Raw genomic sequence first — 21246 nt, 5'->3', positions numbered from 1 at the left:
AAGCCGCTTGCTTTGTGGTTTTTAACTCATTGCTTTGTAACTAGAGGCAAAGAGCGATCATCGCCACAGCGCAAACATAACCAATAAACCAGACTAATGATCGCAATATATCTTGGTTTATGTAGTAGAAAATACAGTACAGAACGCGAGCAATAACATGCACAATCGCAAGGGTTTCAGTCACCTGATAGATATTATTACTACCGATTACCACCGCCAGCGCTACTGCAAAAATAATCAGCGATTCAAAGCTATTTTGATGTGCTGCTAATGCACGAGCACCAAAGCCGGTTAGTTTTGCTTGTTGTTCGCGAGGGTGCTTATTGTCGTAGCCTGCTAGCTTATTTTGTGCAAAAGCCACGGGGGCTTTAGCTAAATAAGGTATGAGTACTGCGATGAGTGCGCAGATAATCAGTGTTGTCATGATATTTCCTTATTTTTAACTGTAATAGCTTACCCTACAGCAAACAAAAAAAAGCCGCTACTTCTAAAAGCAACGGCTAGCAATAGCATCATTGTCACTATAGCCTAATGATTACTTAAAAGCCCTGCGACATATTGTCACAGCTGAGTTTTTCTCAAGTTGGTCGATAAGCTAATGCCCTAATACTTTGGTTTTGATACTCTAATTGCCTCCCCCCATTAATATATTTTCAATATGACTTGGATTTTCTTAACTATTTTTGCAGCGTTTATGCAGTCATGGCGCAATGCTCTGCAAAGTAAACTCAGTGCAACAGTGAGTGTTGCAGGGGTGACGCTTGCCCGCTTTATTGTTGCCAGCCCGATTGCTGCCCTTTATTTATTTGCACTTTATCAATACCAAGACGCTGCACTTCCTGACTTTAATCTGGCTTTTATTGGCTACATTGTTGGCGCCAGTATCGTCCAAATCGTTGCCACAGGCTTGATGGTAAAACTATTTAAAATGAATAACTTTGCAGTCGGTGCTGGGCTTGCCAAAAGTGAAGCGCTGATGGCTGCTATTTTAGGTGTTATGTTTTTTGGCTCCGCACTATCATTACTAGGCTGGATTGGGGTATTTATTGGTGCAATTGCGGTATTGCTATTAAGTGGCATCGCGAATGTTAAACACTTTAATTTAGGCACTGCACTTCTTGGGCTTGCTTGCGGTACTTCATTTGCTCTTTCATCGTCGTGGATCCGCGAAGCAAGCTTAAATTCAGGGCTGACTTTCCCACACTCGGCGGCTTGGGTATTGGTACTGATTATCAGCTTACAAACGTTGATGCTGTGCGTTTATATTGCCCTCAAAGAGCGCGATACATTTAACAAAATGTGGCATCACAAAGGCACCACGACCGCTGTTAGTGTGTGTAGCTGTTTAGGTTCCATCGGTTGGTTTAGCGCCATGAGCTTGCAGCATGTTGCTTATGTAAAAACACTGGGGCAAATTGAAGTATTTTTTACCATTATGGTATCGATTCTTTGGCTAAAACAGCCGTTAAAACGCCAAGACACGGCGGGGCTTGTGTTAATTGCATTGGCAGCGATTCTGGTAATGCTACCCAATTAGGCTTATTCCTAGTCATTAAAAAAGCGGCTATGCCGCTTTTTTAATGACTAATCTTTAGGGTTATTACACCACTAATTATCAAAAGTACTCCGGCAATGCGGCCAAATGTGGCAGCATCACCATAAAATAAAATACCAACCAAGAAGGTGCCTGCGGCTCCTATGCCTGTCCATACCGCATAGGATGTCCCCATCGGAATATCCTTTTGCGCTAACCACAACATAACCCCACTGGCGACCATAAAGGCGACAGCTATTGCAATACCTAACCAGCGACTATCTGGCTGTTGAGACATTTTAAGGCCGACTGGCCAACCAATCTCTAACAGTCCTGCGACAATTAAATACAGCCACGCCATTATTGCTCTCGCTTTTTCAAGATCACGTCATACAGATCTTCACGGCGGTCCTTTAAGTTTCTTACCGTACCTTCACTGTGAAGGATTTTCAGTTTATCCATATCTAAATCACTGAATAACAACATTTCAGTATTCGGTGTTGCTTCATTCAAGGTCGCATCATGCGGGAATGAGAAATCTGATGGCGTAAGCACTGCCGATTGCGAGTATTGTACGTCTAAACTCTCTACTTCAGGTAAGTTACCAACAGAGCCTGCAATCACAACATAACATTCATTTTCGATTGCGCGTGCTTGGGCACAATGACGAACACGTAAGTAACTGTTTTTGGTATCTGTCCAAAATGGTACAAATAAAATATCCAGCCCTTGTTTAGCGAGAATACGTGACAGCTCAGGGAACTCAACATCGTAACAAATTTGAATACCGACACGACCCGCATCCGTTTCAAATACGGCAATTTTGTCACCGCCTTGGATCACCCAGTCATTTTGCTCATGGGGCGTAATATGAATTTTGCGCTGCTCATCAATTTTACCGCTGCGGTGGCACAAATAGCTGACATTATAAATCTTGTCGTCTTCAGCAAGCGGCATAGAACCGGTGATAATATTGGCATTGTATTCAACCGCCATACGCGACATAGCATCACGGAATGTTTCTGTGTATTCGGCCAGATAGCGAATTGCTTCGGTTTGATTGCTTTGCTCAGTGAGTCCCATTAACGGGGCATTGAAAAACTCCGGAAACAGAATAAAGTCACTCTTATAATCTGATACCGTATCAACAAAATATTCCACTTGCTTAAGCAGCTCTTCAACAGACTCAACACAGCGCATTTGCCACTGTACAGCACCGACGCGCACAATTGATTTGGTCGACTCAAGTACCGTATCAGTCGGCTCAAACATAATGTTATTCCACTCTAGTAAAGTGGCATAACCAACAGATTCCTGATCTTCAGGAAGATACTTTTTAAGTAGACGTTTTACTTGGAAATCATTAGATAGCTGAAAGCTTAAAATCGGATCGTACAGCTCTTTGTGGTCAACTTTTTCGATGTACTCCATCGGAGTCATCTCTGCACTATGATTGTAATAACGCGGAATTCGCCCACCTGCTAAAATGGCCCGTAAGTTATACTGGCGGCACAACTCTTTTCGCGCATCGTATAAACGACGACCAAGTCGCATACCTCGGTGAGTCGATGAAATGACCACATCTAAACCATATAAAGCATCACCTTCAGGGTCACTAAATACACGGTCGTGACCATCAACAATGTCTTCATAAGTATGTGGGTTAGAAAAGCGTCCGTAATCAACCTGTACGCTAAGCGCAATTCCGACCAAAACACCGTCATCAACAATGCCTATTTGCCCTTCCGGAAACTGGTCTATTAACCTAAAAATAGTGTGACTTGGCCAAGCACCACCGAGCCCCGGATACGCTTGATCCATGAGAGTTTTGATTTGTGGATACTGCTCTTTAGTTAAATTACAGATCGCTAAATGCGTTTTTTCCGCCGGCATACTTACTCCTTTTAGGCACGAGAGGATAATCAATAAAACAAGATATTCTCATGTTTCTAGATTGGTTTTATTTAGAGTGGCATCAATTATGAGCTCTGCCAAGCCTTAAACTTAGCAAACTGCAGGTGAACAAGGCTTTAATTAGCATTATACAAAAATTTTATTGTGCTGTTACTAAAAGCACCTGACAACACTGCCGCATTGTTCAAATAATCATCTATACTTTAATTTCTCCCTGTAAGTGTGTATGAGGTTGGTTTGATAAAACATTTACTAAGACAAACCAAACAGTCTGGATTAGAAGAAATAGAGCATGTAAAGTTTCTTATTATTACTAAAATTGCCTATTTCGCATTAGCTGTACATGCTTTACTAATCCCCGCTTTCGCGCACATTGGCGCGAACATGCTCGCTATAGTTAACATTTTAAGTGTATTTGCTTGGGGCAGTGGTATTTTCCTTATAAAGCAAGGCTTAACCTCTCTTGCTTTGAGGGTGTTTTGCCTCGAAGTGCTTATTCATGCAGTTATTGTCTGCGCAACTCTTGGCTTAGGTGCTGGGTTTCAGTTCTATTTATGGACTGTGTCGTGTATTTTGATGATTGATTACCAGCTTACTTTTAAATGGGCTGCAACATACAGCTTGTTAATGATTGCTACCTTTGCTTCGTTGTATTTATTTTTCTCAGACGTAACCTATGGTTTCGCTTATCCTGAACTCCTTCCATATATCAATGTGATAAACATCATCATTGCCGGATTACCTATGGTGTATGGGATGGGGCTTATTCGTGAAATTACGCTTTCACAACGCGTTGAGCTCACCGAGATGGCCGCTCGAGATCCATTAACAAAATTATACAACCGACGGTTTGCGAAAAAGCTCATCTCAATGGCACATAAAAAGAGCATCGAGCAAGATGCCAATCTATGTATGGTTATGGCTGACATTGACAGGTTCAAAAGTATTAATGATACCTTTGGTCATGATAAAGGTGACACCATCTTAATAAATGTATCAAAACTAATTAGTGACTTTATCAGTGAGGATGATATTGCTGTTCGTTGGGGAGGTGAAGAGTTTTTATTGATACTTACAAATACTAATGAGCAGCAAGCTTTTGCTAAAATAGAAGCGCTTCGTCAACAGATAGCCGAGCTTGATGCCCATCCCGATTTCCCTGATTTAACAATCACTATGAGCTTTGGTTTAATCGAGTGGCAGCCTCTTGCACCGATAGAAAAAATGCTACAACATGCTGATACGGCCTTGTATCAAAGTAAACACTTGGGTCGAAATCAAACCACTGTCGCGAAAGGTTCCAACCCTACTTTCGATGATATTGATGCGGTTAGTTAACCGCATCAATACGAATACTATGAATAATCTCTTGTGGTAATAGAGGAGTTAAACCGTTACTCACATAGTCGTCAAATCCAGCTCGATAAAACTCCGACAACGGATGCCCTGATTGACCCCCAGGTATCGCCATAATCGCTTTATCTAAATGGCCTGGTTGTACTATAAAACGCTGTGAAGCGCCAAAGCTACGACCTTGGACTGCTGGCATGAAGGTATCGCCAAAGCCAGGAGCTGTAGGCATATTTAATAAGCTTTTAAGTGCCGGTATTTGCTTGGCAAACGGGTGCTCAATGACTAATTCGTTGACCTTACCCCATTGCCAACTGTGTAGATTATTACCGTACTGCTCTGTAAGTTTAGTAATTACGCGGTCAAAGGCTCCTACCATTTGCTGTTGCCAGTTTGCATAATCAGGGTTTAACCATGTTTGAGGCTGCGCTTCGATAAGCTGCCAAACGGCAGGCTCTAAATCTCGCTTAACTGGCTTTAAACTACTGTCGAGCTCTTTTAGCTTATTTTCTAATGGGCTAAATAAGCTATTAATCACTTCACTGCGGTAACGTTTTACTAAGGTGTAACCAATTGAGTCGCTACAAGCACACGCCTGCCAGTTTTTTAGCTCTTTTAAATACAGCGCATATTTATCGCCTGCAGTGCTAAGCTGTTTAACCAGTAATTGATGCCATGGTGCTAAAAAGCGCGCCTCGTTATCATGCTGTAATGAATAAAAATCTTGCTCGGTAAATTGCTGCTTTTCAAATAAACGATCGCGAATTTGTGCTGATCTTGCCCCCATCGCGTATGCACCATTACCAAATCGCTCATCATCTTTAGCCGAAACAACCCGAGAATTACCAGTCCATAAACGACCGCTCTCAGGATTTTTTACAAAGGGACGATCCGTTTCATTCTCATGCCAAGCTGCAGAGTAAGCTTGTTCAGACACAGCCAGTTGATGAGGCACTTTACGTGCAGGCACTGCTCCCATATTTTTCCATGCAGCATTGCCTTTATCATCGACCACCATTAAGTTTTGTACCGGAATACCAACGTCTGCAGCAATAGCTAGCGCATCATCAACCGTTTTTGCACTTTCAAGCTTTAATAAGTCCATATCAACGGCATAATCATGGTGAGCAACCCAACTTAAAGCATAGGGTTTGCCATTAATTTCTTTAACGGGACCATACTCACTCATTGTCAAAGCATAATTTTCAACCTTGCCATCATTAAGTAAAATGGGTTCATCTATTTGCCACGTTTTCTCTTTACTCTCAAGTGCTACCCAATCGGCGGTATCTAAATAACCATTGGTAAAACCCCACGCGATTTTATTATTTGTACCAACCACAATTGCCGGTGCTCCCGGCAATGATACACCGGTAATTTGCTGCATCTGACCATCAACAGGATAATTGAGTTGAGCGCGATACCAAATGATTGGCACCGCAAAAGAAAGGTGCATATCATCAGATAACATTGCAGCGCCCGTTTTAGTTAACTGCCCTGTAACGGCCCAATTATTACTCCCTAATTCTTTTCGGTCGAGAATATCGTTGATTACCCATGATGACTTGTTTAAAGCAGGGATCCCTGCACCGTATGCAGGTAACTGACTATTATCAAGTGCAGCCTGATAAGGGCTTGGCTGGGTAATAAAGTCAACCATGTCTTTACCGTAAAGCTGCTCAATTTCTATCAGCGTTTTATCTCGTTCAAATGTTGCTGTTTGTAAGTCTAAGTACATACTAAAAATAACCAACAAACTGTCTTCGCTTTGCCAAGGTTGAGCACTCGAGCCTGTTAATATGTATTCAAAGCTATCAAAACCCAATTGCGCATAACCTTCGTTCACGCCATTAGCATAGGCTTTAAGTAGCGTCTTATCTGCAGCAGGTAGTTGCTCAACTAAAAACTGGCTACGCTGACGTAATTGATGAAAACGCATTTTTTTATCAAGCTCTAACGCAGCTTTACCAAACAGCTCACTTAATTCACCCGCCGCATTACGGCGCAATAAATCCATTTGAAAAAATCGGTCTTGGCCATGCGCAAAACCAAGCGCATAAGCAGCATCTAAGCGATTTTGAGCGCTAATAACAGCTTGCCCCAAAGCATCACGCTCAATCTTCACTGAGTGAGTAATTGCATTACTTTGTCCTCGACCATCAAGTGCTGGCAAACTTAGATTCAACACCCCATAGATGAGGCCTGTTGCCAATAGTGCGATGATGAGTGAAGCGACTAGTAACCATTTGATTATCTTAAACATGCTTGCTTCCCTTAGCTAAAGTAACACTATATTAACCTAAGTTTTGTGAAAAAATAGTGTATTCATACAAAATAATGATCACTGAACTGAGAAAACGACCCACAGACAAATAACTTACATATCAAAGTCCCCATTGTTAATTACAAGGTAAATTGTCTATAGTAATTAAATAGTAAAAAAATCAATGCTTCTAATGCCATTAACGATCGACACTGATAATAAGAAATTACATAAATTAAAGTTAGCTTTTTGGCTATCTCTCGTGCTTGTTATCGTTATAGGTATCGTGATTGATCGGATAAATTATCACCGTGAAAAAGATGCTTTCCGTGCGCAAGAGCTAGCAAAAGTAAGTGCTTATCGGGCTGAATTAGAAGCGATCCTCGTCTCAAATATTCAACTTGTTCGCGGTCTCGCCGTAGCTATAACGGCGGAGCCAAATTTAGATCAAGCTCGTTACAGCCAAATAGCCTCTCCACTATTTGAAACCTCATCTGAACTAAGAAATATTGGTGCGGCTCCCAATATGGTTATTCGAATGACCTACCCCCTTGAAGGTAACGAAAAATCAATTGGGCTTAATTTTTTAGAAAATGCAGCACAACGCGCAGATGCGCTCAGAGCACGAGATGAAAACCAGATTGTTATGGCTGGCCCATTAGAACTAGTACAAGGTGGACAGGCACTCATCGCACGTATGCCTGTATTTATCCCTCCAGAACAACAGTTTTGGGGATTATTATCTGTGGTACTTGATATCAATAAAATATATGTAAATTCTGGTTTAGTTTCGCTCAGCGAAAATTATGATGTTGCCCTGCAAGGGCGAAATGGTCTGGGCTCACAAGGAGATTTCTTTTTCGGAAAAAGTGCAATTTTAAAAAATGATCCTCTCGATTTTATAATTCACTTCCCGGGTGGTGAGTGGCAAATGTACGCATCACCCAAAGCGGGTTGGCACCCCCCTGCTTCTGCCATTTGGCCACTACGATTAGCCATTATTTTATTTTGTATTTTATTTGCAGGTTGCTCATGGTTTTTTCTGAAAATGCTTGAGCGGCAATATAAGAGTGAGCGAATGCTAGAGACTATGAGTAGTCTTGCCAAAGTAGGGGCATGGTCGTTCAACCTAGAAACAAAATCTGTGTATTGGTCTGATATGACTAAACAAATTTTTAAATTCCCGCTGAGCAAGCAGCCCGAGTGGCCTCAAAATTATAGTTATTTTAAAGCCGGTGAAAGCCGCGATAAAATCCGTCAATTGAATGAGCGCGCTATAAAAAACGGCGAAAGCTTTGAAACTCAGGTACAAGTCGTCACAGCTGATGGGGATGAAATATGGGTGTTAGTTCACGCCGAAACCGAACATCGTAATGGCCGCTGCATAAAAGTATTCGGCTCACTGCAAAATATTGATGCCCGTAAACGAGTTGAAATTGAAAATAGGAAAGTAGCTTTACACAACGAGATTTTAGCGTCGCTCACAGTTAATGATGCTGTACTAACGGGTAATTTAAATTTATCAAAGCATGTCATTGTACAAGCGATTTGTCATGCTTTTGACGTTGACCGTGCCAGCATTTGGTTATTTAGTGACGACAGAGAGTCTCTCGATACCTTTGCTGTTCATGACGAGAATACACCACAAATACGAGAAGCAACCACACTAAAACAAATTGATTACCCTGATTACTTTGACGCCATTAATAACAATGCCGTTGTAAATGCTAGTGATGCCCCGCACCATCCGTTTTTAAAAGAATTACGAACAACTTATTTTGAACGATTTAAAATATGCTCAATGCTCACGGTGATCATTCCCACCGGTAGTAAAACCATGGGGGTTGTGTGCGCAGAAAAATGCAAATCTCGCAGGCAATGGAGCAAAAACGAAGAAAGTTTTTTAATTGCTGTTGCAGCGCTAATTGGTAGTTTACACGCCAGCCAACGCCGTATAGAAACCGAGCAGCAACTAGTGCAAGCTAAAGAAGCAGCTGAACAAGCAGTAAAAGCAAAAAGTGAGTTCTTAGCAAGTATGAGCCATGAAATACGCACTCCAATGAATGGGGTGATTGGCATGCTCAATATCATTAAGCAATCTAAATTAGATAGCCAACAGAGTCATCATCTAGAGCTAGCACAATCTTCAGCCGAGTCGCTATTGCATATCATTAACGACATATTAGATTTCTCAAAAATTGAAGCCGGTAAACTAGATATCGAAAATGTTAGCTTTAATATTTCAAAACTGTTCGGCAACACCATCGAATCATTTGCAATTAAAGCCGAACAAAACAACACCAAACTTATCCTTGATACGACTGATATTTATCACGAATTTATTGTCAGTGATCCAAACAGGATCAGACAAATTATCAACAACCTCGTTAGTAATGCGGTTAAATTCACTAAAAATGGCAAAATAATTATTATTGCTAAGCTTGAGAAATTAGATGACGAGCACTTTTTAAACTGTTCCATCATTGATACCGGAGTCGGTATTAAGCCTGAAAAGCAAGCTACATTATTTGACTCATTTACCCAAGCAGATACCTCAACAACTCGCCAATATGGCGGTACAGGGCTTGGCTTAGCGATTGTTAAGCAACTATGTAACCTAATGAAGGGCGATGTGAGTGTAGTCAGCTCATATGGAGAAGGCAGTACTTTTAATTTCTCTGTAAAAGTAAAAATAGATCATAAAAAGAAAGCCCTAGAACCCAGCCATATTATTGATAAAAAACATATATTTATTGCAGATAATTGTAAGTTAAGTAGCAATATAGCGAAAAAGCAGCTGCAACTATGGGGTGCCAGCGTTGAAGTATTTACCGATATGACACGTTTATTGGGTCGCGCGGCTATGGCGGAACATGTCGAATGTGACGCGATTTTCGTTGATTTCTTGTTTTATACCAACGCAACTAAAGAGCAACAACAAGTTTTTGTTAAACACTTTAATGCCGAACAGTGTAAACGTATTTTAATGGCACCAATGAGTTTGACCGAAGTGCAAAGCAAACAGGCCTTAAAAGCTGAGAGTATCATTTTTAAACCTTTGACCCAGTCAGATTTATTTAACTCACTTGCTAACGAAAAATACATTGAGCAACAACAAGTAAACAACGACACACTGATTACAAAAGTTGCCACCCAAGATGAAAATTCTGCTTCACAAGTGCTGCTAGTTGAAGATAATAAGGTTAATCAAATTGTTGCTGGATCGCTTTTAAAGCAGGTAGGTATCAGCTTCGACATAGCTGAAAATGGCCTTGAAGCAATTGCTAAGCTATCTCGTCGCGAGCAAATGCCTTACCAACTCGTGCTTATGGATTGCCAAATGCCAGAAATGGATGGCTACCAAGCAACTCGGGCAATTCGTGCAGGTGAAGCTGGTAAGGCACATCAAGATGTAACTATCATTGCGCTCACCGCTAATGCAATGCAAGGTGACAAAGAACGCTGTTTAAATGCGGGCATGAATGATTATGTTACCAAACCTTTGAAGTTTGATACGCTCAGTAAAAAACTAACCGTGTGGTTAAGCACTGAAGAATAGAGAGTAAAACAATGCAATTATCAATAAATCAACAACGCGTCATTGGCTGTTTGCTCGAAAAACAAAGTACAACACCTGAACATTATCCATTATCTTTAAATTCACTTACCAACGCTTGCAACCAAAAATCTAATCGAGATCCAGTACTGTCGTTATCTGAATCACAAGTACAAGATACCCTTGATGAACTCATTGCGCAGCGATTAGTAACCTTAGATGAAGGCCTTTCTGGGCGGGTTAATAAGTACGCGCACCGCTTTTGCAATACCGAGTTTGGCAGCTTGCAATTTACCGAACAACAGCGTGCTATTATCTGTTTGCTACTATTACGCGGACCACAAACCCCCGGCGAGCTTAGAACCCGAAGTAACCGCCTTGCTGAGTTTAGTAATGTTAATGAAGTGGAAGCAGCTTTAGCTGCATTAATCGAGAAAGAATATGTCACTCGCTTAGCCCGTGAGCCAGGAAAACGAGAAAGTCGTTATATGCACTTATTCGTTGATCCAGATAGTATCGAAGAGATGCTGAGTGAGCCTGAAGCAATTAACAGTAGCGAAGTTCAACAATTAAGAGCTGAAATAGACGAACTTAAGCAACAAATTAACGAAATAAAAGCGCATTTAGGTCTTTAATAATAACCTGACCCGTAACATAATGTAGTTACCCCATTCGTCTTGGGGCTTCCACGCTGACAACCAAAAGTAAAAAAGGAGCTCTACCATGCGTGCCGACATTCTGGCAGAAATGAAAGTCCAACCCACTATTGATGTAAAAGCGGAAATCACTCGTCGCGTCAACTTTCTAAAAAGCCGTCTCATTGCTGCGCACTCACGCTCGCTTGTATTAGGGATCAGTGGCGGTGTTGATTCATCAACCTGTGGTCGTTTATGTCAATTAGCTGTAGATGAATTAAACCAAGAACATAACACCAACGATTATCAGTTCATTGCTGTACGTTTACCTTACGGTGTACAAGCAGATGAAGACGAAGCACAACTTGCGGTTGACTTTATCAAGCCATCAAAGCGCATGACGGTTAATATCAAAGCAGCTGTAGATGGTATGCATGAACAAGCTATGGCCGCGGTAGTCGGTGCAAGTGCTGAGCTTCCTGAACAAGCTAAAATAGATTTCATTAAGGGTAATGTTAAAGCACGCCAGCGCATGGTCGCACAATATGAAATTGCAGGCTTCTGCCAAGGATTAGTTGTTGGCACCGACCATAGCGCTGAAAATATTACCGGCTTTTACACAAAATTTGGTGATGGTGCATGTGATCTTGCTCCTCTATTTGGTTTATCTAAGCGCCAAGTTCGTGCTCTAGCAGAGCATTTAGGCGCACCAGCAGTGCTAGTGCATAAAGCTCCTACCGCTGATTTAGAATGTGACCGCCCAGGCTTAACCGATGAAGAAGCGCTCGGCCTAACTTATGATCAAATTGACGATTTCTTAGAAGGCAAAGAAGTCTCAGCAGAAGTTGAAGAGAAGCTAACTGCGATTTATCTTCGCACTCAACATAAACGTCAAGCTATTCCAACCGTTTACGACGCGCTGTAAGCAACAATATTATTTGCTGCACTATTTTCTAGCTGTAGGCAATTAACACTGTTTAATTGCCTACAGCTAACTCTTCCCTGATACCTAAAACCTCTTTTAGCCCAGCATTGAAAGCTGCTAGGTAATGATTTTTTGGGTTTGCTTAAGACATGCTTTTCTTATCAAAACCACGCTAACTACAATTACTCCATTACTAAAAATGATCTGGGTTATCTTCATTTGCGTAGAAAGTTTAGCAACATCATTGCAGTAAAGATGAAATAGTTCTGTAATTTGGTTTATAGTTGATAGTGTTAAACACATTACTCATTACATTAAAAATCTAAGGTTTTATATTAGTTTATGTCATCGCCCATATTAATTACTGGCGCAGGCCAACGAATTGGACTCGCTTTGGCCGAGCACTTTTTAGCGCAAGGGCAAGAAATCATTGTTACCTACCGTACGCGTCATCAAGCCATTGATGTACTAGCTGGACAGGGGGCTACATGTATTCATGCTGACTTTAATAGTGATGAAGCGATAGCCAACTTCATAGAACAATTAAAATCGCATACCAATCAACTTCAAGCCATAATTCATAACGCTTCTAGTTGGGACTGCGAAGCAAGTAACCATGATTATGCAGCGCTTTTCGATAATATGATGCGAATTCATGCAAAAGCGCCCTACCTAATAAATTTAGCAGTGAGCGATTTACTGCTACACCATTACGAAAATACAGGACACCCTGCCGATATTATTCATCTCACCGATTATGTCGTTGAAAAAGGTAGTCCAAAACACCTTGCTTATGCTGCAAGCAAAGCTGCACTTGATAACTTAACAAAATCATTCGCGGCTAAGTTTGCCCCTGCAATCAAGGTCAATGCAATTGCGCCGTCATTAATCATTTTCAACGAAGATGATAGCGACGAATACAAAGCAAAAACATTACAAAAATCACTGATGGGCATTGAGCCTGGTTGCGCTGAAATTATTCACAGCGTAGAGCTATTACTACACAGCCATTACATTACCGGGCGTTCGATGCCTGTCGATGGTGGCAGACATTTAAAATAACGAATTACTGAGAATCCTATGCACGATGATTTAAAAAAGAGTTACCACGAAATTATTAGCGCCGTGGGTGAAGATCCACAACGAGAAGGGTTACTCGACACGCCTAAGCGCGCCGCTAAAGCAATGGAGTATCTGACTAAAGGTTATCGCCAAACGTTAGACGAGATCACTAACAATGCGGTATTTACATCAGACGCCGATGACATGGTGCTGGTTCAAGATATTGAACTTTACTCTATGTGTGAGCATCATTTGCTGCCATTCGTTGGTCGCTGTCATATTGCCTATATCCCAAATGGCAAAGTTCTTGGTTTATCTAAATTTGCGCGTATTGTTGATATGTACGCGCGCCGTTTTCAAATTCAAGAGCAATTAACCCATCAAATCGCTAAAGCGGTTGAAGAAGTAACCGGAGCAAAAGGCGTGGGTGTAATTGTTGAAGCAAAACATATGTGTATGATGATGCGCGGCGTTGAAAAACAAAACTCAAGCATGCGTACATCGGTCATGCTAGGCAACTTCAGAGCAGATCCAAAAACCCGTAACGAGTTCTTACAACTAGTTAGAGGGTAATGATGGCTAACGCAATTATTAATGTCACTAACCTCAGGCTACGAACCTTCATTGGTTTTAACCCTGAGGAACGCGAGAAAAAGCAAGATGTAGTGATTAATTTAGAAATTCACTACCCTGCTGATCAAGCTTGTGAGACTGACGCAGTCGATAAAGCGCTAAACTACAAGACTATTACTAAAGAAGTGATCAGCCTTGTCGAAGAAGGCCACTTTTTACTGTTAGAAAAATTGGTTGCTGAAATTTTAGCGATTTGCCACCAGCATCAAAGTGTTCACTATGCCAAAGTGCGTGTCGATAAACCTCATGCGCTGCGCTTTGCTGATTCAGTATCACTGACTCTTGATTGGCAAAAAAGTTAAAATAACTTTTCTAGTCCTACCGCAAAGGCAAGCACAGCTAAATAACGTGCGCCTTTGCCTAGGGTCACGAGTAACAAAAAGATTGAAAACTTAACCCTAAAAATTCCGCCAACAACCGTTAAAGGGTCGCCGACAATAGGCAGCCAAGCAAATAGCAAACTGTAAATACCGTATTTATTAAATTGCTGTTCGGCTTTGTCTATCGAGTTTTGTGAAACGGGAAACCATTTACGGTCTTTAAATCGCATGACTTGCGTGCCCAGCCAATAATTCACACAACTCCCAAGCACATTACCCACGGTTGCACTTAGCCATAACAACCAAAGTAGATAATCACCACTGGCAATCATGGCGGTCATAACTAACTCAGAGGAGCTCGGTAATAAGGTTGCGGAAATAAACGCGCTGAGGAATAAGGAGAAATAGGCCATAAATACCACAAAATAAGCTCAGCAAAGGGCTGAGCTCTCATTATATGGCAATCAGTTTATTTTATAAATTCAATCGTCAATGGGTAATTAACTTCTTTTCCATCACTGGCTTTAATTGCCGAGACAATAACCATAATCAAAGAAAACAGTGCAACGATTGGTAATAAAATGACACCAACAACAACAAACACCAGTAAGAAGCTAACAATGTAAGCAATCATCATGGTGAGTTGAAAGTTCAATGACTTGCGGCCATGCTCAGCAACAAGCGGCATTTCTTCCTTTTTCACCAGCCAAATAATAAGCGGACCAATAACCGAGCCAAATGGGAAAAGTAATCCCGCTAATGCACTTAAATGACAAAACATCGCCCAATTACGCTGCTCTTTATCGGCTACAATTATTTCAACTTTTTGATTATCATCCATTTTAAATTCCTTGTTATGGTCTGTTTATGTTTCTACTATAAACCTTTAGGCTACTTTACCATAGATAATTTGCTTAGATTTAAAACAAAAACGTGCACAAAAGACAAACAAAAGGCTTTTGAGAAGATTTTTTTGGTTGTGATAAAAATGTGATAACTTTGTGAAAGTTTTTGGATATTGCTGTTCGATACTGATTTTGAATCATCAAAAACAGGAATCGATCATGAAAGCTTTACCTTTAACTTTGTTTGCTGCATGTGCAGTCACTAGCCTTACAAGCCAAGCAGCTGAGCTTGATATAAAACTAACTAACCTTACGCAAGGCTTACACTTTACTCCTATCTTAATTACTGCTCACACTAACGATAGCCAGATGTTTAACGTAGCTACACCTGCTTCAATGGCTCTTCAAGCGATGGCTGAAGGCGGTAACATAGAGCCATTAATGAATGAAGCAGCTGCAGCAAATAACGATATGGTTGCCAATCCAGCCGAAGGCTTATTAGCGCCAACCAGCTCTACAATGGCTTCGCTTACCACCAGTGAAGGTAACAACTACTTGTCGTTAACAGCTATGTTACTGCCTACCAATGATGGCTTTGTTGGTTTAGACAGTTGGATGATCCCATCAGAAGCAGGGACTTACACCCTGTATTTAAACGCTTATGATGCAGGCACCGAAGCAAATGACGAACGAGTTGTCGATGGCTCTGGTGCTATGGGAATGCCAGGTATTCCGGCTGCGCCGGGCGGTAATGCCGGTATGAATGCAAGCGGTGTAACTAGTAGCGAAAGCAATATGATGGTTCATATTCACCCAGGGAACTTAGGTGACGATGATCCTGAAGGTGGAATGAGTGACCTTAATAATACCGTTCACAGATGGCTTAACCCTGTTGCTATGTTAACTATCACAGTGAAATAGGAGGTTATTATGCGCTTTTCAAAAAGCTTACTCATCATTGCACTCGCAGGAAGCCTCACAGCTTGCGGTGGCTCTGATAAAAAGACTGTTGATATGACAGACAGTGTGGATGAGATGACTAACCAAATGGGAGAAATGGCAGAAAGCCATCAATTTACCGTGCAAGTGACTAATCTCACTGCCGCTCAACCTTTCTCACCTGTTGCTGTGATTGCCCATACCGATGGCATGCTATGGCAAATTGGCGAACCAGCTTCTAGTGCTATTGAATTAATGGCCGAAGGCGGCGACAACAGCGAGCTTTTAGCCAGTGAATACACTTTGCAATCCGCTTCTGCAGAAAGCCCACTACCACCGGGTCAACAGGTTACTATGGTACTAACAACCGGGGAGCTTGATTCATTAAAAATCAGTGTTGCAACTATGTTAGTGAATACAAATGATGCGTTTACCGGTCTTAATGCTATAGACGTGTCTTCGTTAGCGGTTAATGAGTCACTGTCTCGTACTAGTTTTTCCTATGATGCTGGCACTGAAGCCAACTCTGAAGCTGCTGGCACTATTCCTGGTCCGGCTGATTCAGGTGAAGGTTTTAACGAAATGCGAGACGACATTAATCGGGTAGCAATGCACCCGGGAGTTGTAACTCAAGATGATGGTTTAGCAAGCTCAGTGCTTACAAGCCAATACAAGTTTGATAACCCCGTTGCTCGAATAGTCATAACGCGGACGCAATAACAATCGCACTCCTTACGCTAAGGTCATAAGGATGTGCCTTAGCTACTTGGATTAAACGATGCGCCCTGAAAAATTACTCATAGTTGAAGACGATAAAACCATTCGCCAACTCATCACCACCCAGTTGACTAGCTTAAACCTGCACATTGACGAAACAGCAAGTGCTGAGGCAGCGATAAAAAAGCTGGCTAATCAAAGTTATGGGTTGGTGTTGCTAGATATCAATCTACCGCAAATGGATGGCCTTAGCTTATGTCGAAAAATTAAAGAGCACTATCCGCAAACAGCTGTCATCTTATTGACTGCACTAAGTAGCGACATGGATCGGGTAATTGGTTTAGAGATGGGTGCAGATGATTATATTTGCAAACCTTTCTTTGCGAGAGAGTTACAGGCAAGGATCAAAACACAACTGCGCCATAGAGCACAATTGCTCATCGCACAATCAACTAATGAACAAGCGCATAATGCCGAATCCATTCAACTTGGGGATCTACATATCGAGTTTTCAAGTCATCAGGCTTTTTTAGCTAATCAAGCAATCAATCTTACTGCCACCGAATTTGATTTGCTGGTGTATTTTGCTAAACACCCAAATCATGTATTTAGTCGCCAGCAATTACTTGATCACGTTTGGGGGTATCAACACTGTGGCTATGAACATACAGTCAATTCACATATAAATCGTCTGCGTAGTAAGTTTGAGCGGTATCACGCTAGCAACTTTATTGAAACGGTATGGGGGGTTGGCTACAAACTAAACCCATCGCAACTGAGCACACACTAATGAAAACAATGACACTCTATCAAAAGCTCGCATGGTCGCTTGTACTTATTTTTAGCCTACTATGTGCCCTAGTATTTAGTTGGAGCAAGCATCTTGAGCAAACTTCGCAGCACCATGCACAGCAAAACTTACACTTACAGCTGGCTGAGCATCTCGTTCATGACAATCCTTTAATAAAACAAGGTGTGTATGATTATGAAGCCTTAGAGAATTTATTTCATACCCTGATGATATTAGGCCCCAACTTTGAATTTTATTTTGTAGACCCACGCGGAGAATTACTTACATACTCTGCAAAACCGGGCCAAGTTATTAAAAAACAGATCAACCTTGCTCCCATTAAAAAGCTCATTAACGACCCCACTGCCACACCTATTTATGGTGACGATCCACGTAGCCATGACGCAAAAAAGATTTTCTCTGCTGCCCCGGTGTTTAATCAACAACAACTGCAAGGCTATTTATACGTTATTATTGGTGGTCAAGCATTTGATACAACCTTAAACAATATCAAAGAAAATGATGCACTGTGGCTAGGTGCGGCTTGGTTTATAACAGCTATGCTCGCGCTTTTTATAGCCATGCTAATATTATTTAGGTTCTTCACATTACCGCTAAAACAACTCAACAAAGAAATTTGCCAGATTGAAGCGGCCAATTACAGCCTAACAAAGATGTCGCTCAGACCAAGTTACACGGGTAACAATGAAATTGGTAATTTAAGCAAAGGCGTACATGCAATGTTGTCGCGCATCGATGAGCAATTTCAATCCCTACAGCATGCAGATAAGCAGCGTCGCGAATTACTAACCCACCTCTCTCATGACTTAAGAACACCGCTGTCGTCATTACATGGTTTTATCGAAGTAATTAATAAGCCTAACAGCCATTTAAGTGAGCAAGAGCAGCAACATTATCTAAATTTAGCGATGGATAATTGCCAACAGTTAAAACAACTCATTGAGCAAATATTTGAATTAGCTAACTTAGAGTGCGGGCAAGTAAAAATAAATGCCGAAACATTTAATTTGGGCGAGTTAATTTATGACTGTGTGGCAAAACTGGAATTAACCGCTCGCTCTGCAGGCATTAAACTTAAGGTTATCCCTGAGATATGCGATTTCACAGTAACTGCTGACATTGCCAAGTTAGAACGAGTGCTAACGAACTTAATCGAAAATGCTATTCGCCATACCCCAGATGGCGGAGTGATTTCAGTTAGCGTTTCTGAGCAAGCTAACGAACTATTTGTAGCGGTATCAGACACTGGTGTTGGCATTCATGCCGACGAGCTCACTGCGATTTTTGAACCACATTATCAGGCTCGCAATAGTATAAAACGTGGCTCTACCGGATTAGGGTTAGCTATATGTAAACAACTACTTATGCTAATGAATAGTAAAATCGAAGTACAAAGTACTGTTGGAAAAGGCAGTGAATTTCGCTTTAATTTAACCATGCAGGCATCCGCTTAATCACGGATGCCTGATGGGTGATTATTTTTCTATACCCGCTAAATCTAACATAAAGGCATAATATAACGCGGTGTCTTGCAAGCTTTTAAAGCGCCCAGAAGCACCACCATGCCCTGCTTCCATGTCGGTTTTGAACAGTAATAGGTTATCATCAGTTTTATATTCACGTAGCTTAGCCACCCACTTTGCCGGTTCAAAATATTGCACCTGTGAATCATGCAATCCGGTAGTGACTAACATGTTTGGATATGCCTGCTTTTTAACTTGGTCGTATGGTGAATATGACAACATATAATCGTAATAGACTTTATCGTTCGGATTACCCCACTCGTCATACTCATTCGTTGTTAATGGTAAGCTGGCATCAAGCATGGTCGTCACTACATCGACAAAAGGCACTGCTGCAATAACGCCTTTATAAAGCTCAGGTGCTTGATTGACAACAGCCCCCATTAGCAAGCCACCAGCACTGCCACCCATGGCAAAAATATTATCTTTATCACCATATTTTTGAGCAGCTAAAGACTTAGTCACATCAACAAAGTCATTAAAGGTGTTTTGTTTATGCAGCAACTTACCATCTTCATACCAAGGACGGCCTAACATTTGCGAGCCACGGATATGCGCAATTGCAAATACAAAACCGCGATCAAGAAGGCTTAAGCGCGAGCTTGAAAAGCTCGGATCCATGGTTGCACCGTACGAGCCATAGCCATATTGCATAAGTGGATTAGAGCCATCTTTTTTGAACTTGTCTTTACGATAAACAAGGCTAACGGGTACATCAACACTATCTCGGGTCGTTACGTAAACACGCTCAGAGGCATAGTTGTCTGGGTTAAAGTCACCTAACACTTTGCGCTGCTTAAGTAGCGTTTTTTCACCATTTTCAAGGTTGATATCGTAGCTGCTACCTGGGGTCGTCATGCTTGAATAGTAAACACGTAAGTTAGGGTTATCTAACTCACTATTACCATAGCTAAAAACCATGTAAGTTGGGTCATTAAAAGCAACTACTTGCTCTTGTTGGCTACGAAGGTCGCGAATAGTGATACGGGTTTGACCCTTTTCACGCTCTTCGTAAACCAAATGATTATTGAATAACTCAATACCTTCAAGTTTCACATCATCACGACCAGCAATAAGCGTTTGCCAATTTGCTTTATCATGCGCTTTATCGCGGTGAACTTTCATCAGTTGGAAGTTAACTGCATTTAAATTGGTAACAATATAATACCAATCACCCAATTTTTTGATGTCGTATTCAAGCCCTGCTTCGCGTTCAATAAAACGTTTTGGCATTGCTTTTACATCATTGGCATCAATAACCGAGACGCCCGACGCACTGGTGCTGCCATGACTAATATAGATTTCTTGTTGATCTTTGCTTTTCGAAATACCTGTGTAGTAACTGGTATTTTTTTCTTCATACACTAGCTCATCGTCGGCTTGAGATGTTCCTAGTGTATGGCGATAAACTTGGTAGCCTAACAGTGTCTGTAGGTCTTTTTTAATGTAGTAAAAGGTTTTGTTGTCATTCGCCCAAACAACTTCACCTTCAGTGCCTTCAAGGCTCTCTGACAACATTTTACCTGTGCTTAAATCTTTTACTTTAATTGTATAAATACGACGACTCACCGTATCTTCACCGTAAGCAAGCAAATTGCCATTTGGGCTCACTGCCAAACCTGTTACAGCAAAATAATCATGATCTTTAGCAAGGTCATTTACGTTCAAGATAACCTGCTTATTCTCACCCTGGCTATCTTTGCTGCGCACATAAACCGGGTATTCGTCATCACCGCGCGTTTGTGAAAAATAGTAATAATCACCTTTTTTGGTTGGCACTGTATCGTCATCTTTCTCAATACGTCCTTTAAGCTCTTCGAACAAGGTGTTTTGCAATGGCAGAGTATGTGCGAGCATACTTTCTACATACTCATTTTCAGCATTTAAGTGGGCAATGACGGCTTCATCTTTACGCTCATCATCTCGCATCCAATAATAGTTATCGATACGAGTATCACCATGGATGGTCATTTCATATGGTATTTTTTTGGCGACGGGAGCAGATATCTGAACTTGCTCTGTAATAATTGCTTGTTCTTTATTATCTGGAACTTTATTACACGCTGATAGAACAGCTAAAGAGAGTGCCGCAAGGCAAAGTGAATGGCCAACTTTCATAGGGATCCTAATTAATTTTTATTATTAAGTCCCTAATATAAGTAATTAACCGTGAATTTATAAGTAGCCTTTGTGAAGCAATGTAAAAAGGGAGCCGAAGC

The 21246-nt window shown here is 41.3% G+C and carries 19 protein-coding genes; 12 read left to right on the top strand and 7 right to left on the bottom strand.

Features of this window, described 5'->3' with window-relative positions:
- Positions 1 to 40 precede the first annotated feature (40 nt).
- Positions 41 to 424, bottom strand: a complete 384-nt coding sequence (locus tag E5N72_RS02910; protein WP_135923156.1) for an MAPEG family protein — start codon at positions 422 to 424, stop codon at positions 41 to 43.
- A gap of 234 nt (positions 425 to 658) precedes the next feature.
- On the opposite strand from E5N72_RS02910, the gene E5N72_RS02905 reads away from it, so the two are divergent.
- On the top strand, positions 659 to 1537 hold the full coding sequence (locus tag E5N72_RS02905) for a DMT family transporter (protein ID WP_135923155.1): 879 nt from the start codon (positions 659 to 661) through the stop codon (positions 1535 to 1537).
- Positions 1538 to 1577: 40 nt separating this feature from the next.
- Here the strand turns inward: E5N72_RS02905 and E5N72_RS02900 are convergent, their stop codons facing one another.
- Both E5N72_RS02900 and E5N72_RS02895 read right to left on the bottom strand, forming a co-directional pair.
- Positions 1578 to 1895 carry a multidrug efflux SMR transporter gene (locus E5N72_RS02900; protein ID WP_135923154.1) on the bottom strand — a complete coding sequence of 106 codons (318 nt, stop codon included), beginning with the start codon at positions 1893 to 1895 and terminating at the stop codon, positions 1578 to 1580.
- Positions 1895 to 3427: a carbon-nitrogen hydrolase family protein gene (locus E5N72_RS02895; protein ID WP_135923153.1), complete on the bottom strand. Its 1533-nt coding sequence runs from the start codon at positions 3425 to 3427 to the stop codon at positions 1895 to 1897. Before E5N72_RS02895 ends, E5N72_RS02900 begins: the two co-directional genes overlap by 1 nt.
- Before the next feature lie 258 nt (positions 3428 to 3685).
- Here E5N72_RS02895 and E5N72_RS02890 point away from each other — a divergent pair, with 258 nt between their 5' ends.
- Positions 3686 to 4786, top strand: a complete 1101-nt coding sequence (locus E5N72_RS02890; RefSeq protein ID WP_206769074.1) for a GGDEF domain-containing protein — start codon at positions 3686 to 3688, stop codon at positions 4784 to 4786.
- Here E5N72_RS02890 and E5N72_RS02885 read toward each other — a convergent pair.
- A complete protein-coding gene (locus E5N72_RS02885; RefSeq protein ID WP_135923152.1) occupies positions 4779 to 7061 on the bottom strand; it encodes a penicillin acylase family protein in 2283 nt (760 codons plus the stop codon). The two genes, E5N72_RS02890 and E5N72_RS02885, sit on opposite strands and share 8 nt — an antisense overlap.
- Before the next feature lie 193 nt (positions 7062 to 7254).
- Between E5N72_RS02885 and E5N72_RS02880 the strand changes: the two genes are divergently transcribed.
- From E5N72_RS02880 to folX, 6 genes are all read left to right on the top strand, one after another.
- Positions 7255 to 10620, top strand: a complete 3366-nt coding sequence (locus tag E5N72_RS02880) for an ATP-binding protein (protein WP_135923151.1) — start codon at positions 7255 to 7257, stop codon at positions 10618 to 10620.
- Between the two features lie 11 nt (positions 10621 to 10631).
- Complete coding sequence (locus tag E5N72_RS02875; protein ID WP_135923150.1) at positions 10632 to 11252, top strand: DUF480 domain-containing protein; 621 nt, start codon at positions 10632 to 10634, stop codon at positions 11250 to 11252.
- 88 nt (positions 11253 to 11340) lie between these two features.
- A complete protein-coding gene (nadE, locus tag E5N72_RS02870; RefSeq protein ID WP_135923149.1) occupies positions 11341 to 12177 on the top strand; it encodes an ammonia-dependent NAD(+) synthetase in 837 nt (278 codons plus the stop codon).
- A 342-nt stretch (positions 12178 to 12519) separates the two neighbouring features.
- Positions 12520 to 13239 (top strand): dihydromonapterin reductase, encoded by a 720-nt coding sequence (gene folM / locus E5N72_RS02865; protein ID WP_135923148.1) that lies wholly within the window; start codon positions 12520 to 12522, stop codon positions 13237 to 13239.
- Between the two features lie 18 nt (positions 13240 to 13257).
- Positions 13258 to 13812, top strand: a complete 555-nt coding sequence (gene folE / locus E5N72_RS02860) for a GTP cyclohydrolase I FolE (RefSeq protein WP_135923147.1) — start codon at positions 13258 to 13260, stop codon at positions 13810 to 13812.
- Between the two features lie 2 nt (positions 13813 to 13814).
- The gene (folX, locus tag E5N72_RS02855) at positions 13815 to 14174 is read left to right on the top strand and encodes a dihydroneopterin triphosphate 2'-epimerase (protein WP_054554637.1); all 360 of its coding nucleotides are present in this window, start codon (positions 13815 to 13817) and stop codon (positions 14172 to 14174) included.
- Here the strand turns inward: folX and E5N72_RS02850 are convergent.
- Entirely contained in the window at positions 14171 to 14605 is a 435-nt protein-coding gene (locus E5N72_RS02850) for a YqaA family protein (protein ID WP_135923146.1), read from the bottom strand. The two genes, folX and E5N72_RS02850, sit on opposite strands and share 4 nt — an antisense overlap.
- A 56-nt stretch (positions 14606 to 14661) precedes the next feature.
- The gene (locus E5N72_RS02845) at positions 14662 to 15033 is read right to left on the bottom strand and encodes a DUF4870 domain-containing protein (RefSeq protein ID WP_135923145.1); all 372 of its coding nucleotides are present in this window, start codon (positions 15031 to 15033) and stop codon (positions 14662 to 14664) included.
- Positions 15034 to 15256: 223 nt separating this feature from the next.
- Here E5N72_RS02845 and E5N72_RS02840 point away from each other — a divergent pair, with 223 nt between their 5' ends.
- From E5N72_RS02840 to E5N72_RS02825, 4 genes are read left to right on the top strand one after another with little or no spacing between them, the layout of a single operon-like run.
- On the top strand, positions 15257 to 15958 hold the full coding sequence (locus tag E5N72_RS02840) for a spondin domain-containing protein (protein WP_135923144.1): 702 nt from the start codon (positions 15257 to 15259) through the stop codon (positions 15956 to 15958).
- 9 nt (positions 15959 to 15967) lie between these two features.
- Entirely contained in the window at positions 15968 to 16696 is a 729-nt protein-coding gene (locus E5N72_RS02835) for a spondin domain-containing protein (RefSeq protein WP_135923143.1), read from the top strand.
- Positions 16697 to 16754: 58 nt separating this feature from the next.
- Positions 16755 to 17483 (top strand): response regulator transcription factor, encoded by a 729-nt coding sequence (locus E5N72_RS02830; protein ID WP_135923142.1) that lies wholly within the window; start codon positions 16755 to 16757, stop codon positions 17481 to 17483.
- Positions 17483 to 18958, top strand: a complete 1476-nt coding sequence (locus E5N72_RS02825) for a HAMP domain-containing sensor histidine kinase (protein WP_135923141.1) — start codon at positions 17483 to 17485, stop codon at positions 18956 to 18958. The genes E5N72_RS02830 and E5N72_RS02825 overlap by 1 nt, the downstream gene beginning before the upstream one ends.
- Positions 18959 to 18979: 21 nt before the next feature.
- Here the strand turns inward: E5N72_RS02825 and E5N72_RS02820 are convergent, their stop codons facing one another.
- Entirely contained in the window at positions 18980 to 21145 is a 2166-nt protein-coding gene (locus E5N72_RS02820; RefSeq protein WP_135923140.1) for a S9 family peptidase, read from the bottom strand.
- Between the last annotated feature and the right edge of the window lie 101 nt (positions 21146 to 21246).

The organism is Pseudoalteromonas sp. MEBiC 03607 (assembly GCF_004792295.1).
GTDB classification, from domain to species: domain Bacteria; phylum Pseudomonadota; class Gammaproteobacteria; order Enterobacterales; family Alteromonadaceae; genus Pseudoalteromonas; species Pseudoalteromonas lipolytica_C.
The sequence above is the reverse complement of the archived record's forward strand: the minus strand, read 5'-3'. Positions and strand labels throughout refer to the sequence as shown.

Bases quoted from the DNA above. Each gene is read 5' to 3' on its own strand.
- E5N72_RS02910 (WP_135923156.1), bottom strand. From the start codon at position 424: ATGACAACACTGATTATCTGCGCACTCATCGCAGTACTCATACCTTAT.
- E5N72_RS02905 (WP_135923155.1), top strand. From the start codon at position 659: ATGACTTGGATTTTCTTAACTATTTTTGCAGCGTTTATGCAGTCATGG.
- E5N72_RS02900 (WP_135923154.1), bottom strand. From the start codon at position 1,895: ATGGCGTGGCTGTATTTAATTGTCGCAGGACTGTTAGAGATTGGTTGG.
- E5N72_RS02895 (WP_135923153.1), bottom strand. From the start codon at position 3,427: ATGCCGGCGGAAAAAACGCATTTAGCGATCTGTAATTTAACTAAAGAG.
- E5N72_RS02885 (WP_135923152.1), bottom strand. From the start codon at position 7,061: ATGTTTAAGATAATCAAATGGTTACTAGTCGCTTCACTCATCATCGCA.
- E5N72_RS02880 (WP_135923151.1), top strand. From the start codon at position 7,255: ATGCCATTAACGATCGACACTGATAATAAGAAATTACATAAATTAAAG.
- E5N72_RS02875 (WP_135923150.1), top strand. From the start codon at position 10,632: ATGCAATTATCAATAAATCAACAACGCGTCATTGGCTGTTTGCTCGAA.
- nadE (WP_135923149.1), top strand. From the start codon at position 11,341: ATGCGTGCCGACATTCTGGCAGAAATGAAAGTCCAACCCACTATTGAT.
- folM (WP_135923148.1), top strand. From the start codon at position 12,520: ATGTCATCGCCCATATTAATTACTGGCGCAGGCCAACGAATTGGACTC.
- folE (WP_135923147.1), top strand. From the start codon at position 13,258: ATGCACGATGATTTAAAAAAGAGTTACCACGAAATTATTAGCGCCGTG.
- folX (WP_054554637.1), top strand. From the start codon at position 13,815: ATGGCTAACGCAATTATTAATGTCACTAACCTCAGGCTACGAACCTTC.
- E5N72_RS02850 (WP_135923146.1), bottom strand. From the start codon at position 14,605: ATGGCCTATTTCTCCTTATTCCTCAGCGCGTTTATTTCCGCAACCTTA.
- E5N72_RS02845 (WP_135923145.1), bottom strand. From the start codon at position 15,033: ATGGATGATAATCAAAAAGTTGAAATAATTGTAGCCGATAAAGAGCAG.
- E5N72_RS02840 (WP_135923144.1), top strand. From the start codon at position 15,257: ATGAAAGCTTTACCTTTAACTTTGTTTGCTGCATGTGCAGTCACTAGC.
- E5N72_RS02835 (WP_135923143.1), top strand. From the start codon at position 15,968: ATGCGCTTTTCAAAAAGCTTACTCATCATTGCACTCGCAGGAAGCCTC.
- E5N72_RS02830 (WP_135923142.1), top strand. From the start codon at position 16,755: ATGCGCCCTGAAAAATTACTCATAGTTGAAGACGATAAAACCATTCGC.
- E5N72_RS02825 (WP_135923141.1), top strand. From the start codon at position 17,483: ATGAAAACAATGACACTCTATCAAAAGCTCGCATGGTCGCTTGTACTT.
- E5N72_RS02820 (WP_135923140.1), bottom strand. From the start codon at position 21,145: ATGAAAGTTGGCCATTCACTTTGCCTTGCGGCACTCTCTTTAGCTGTT.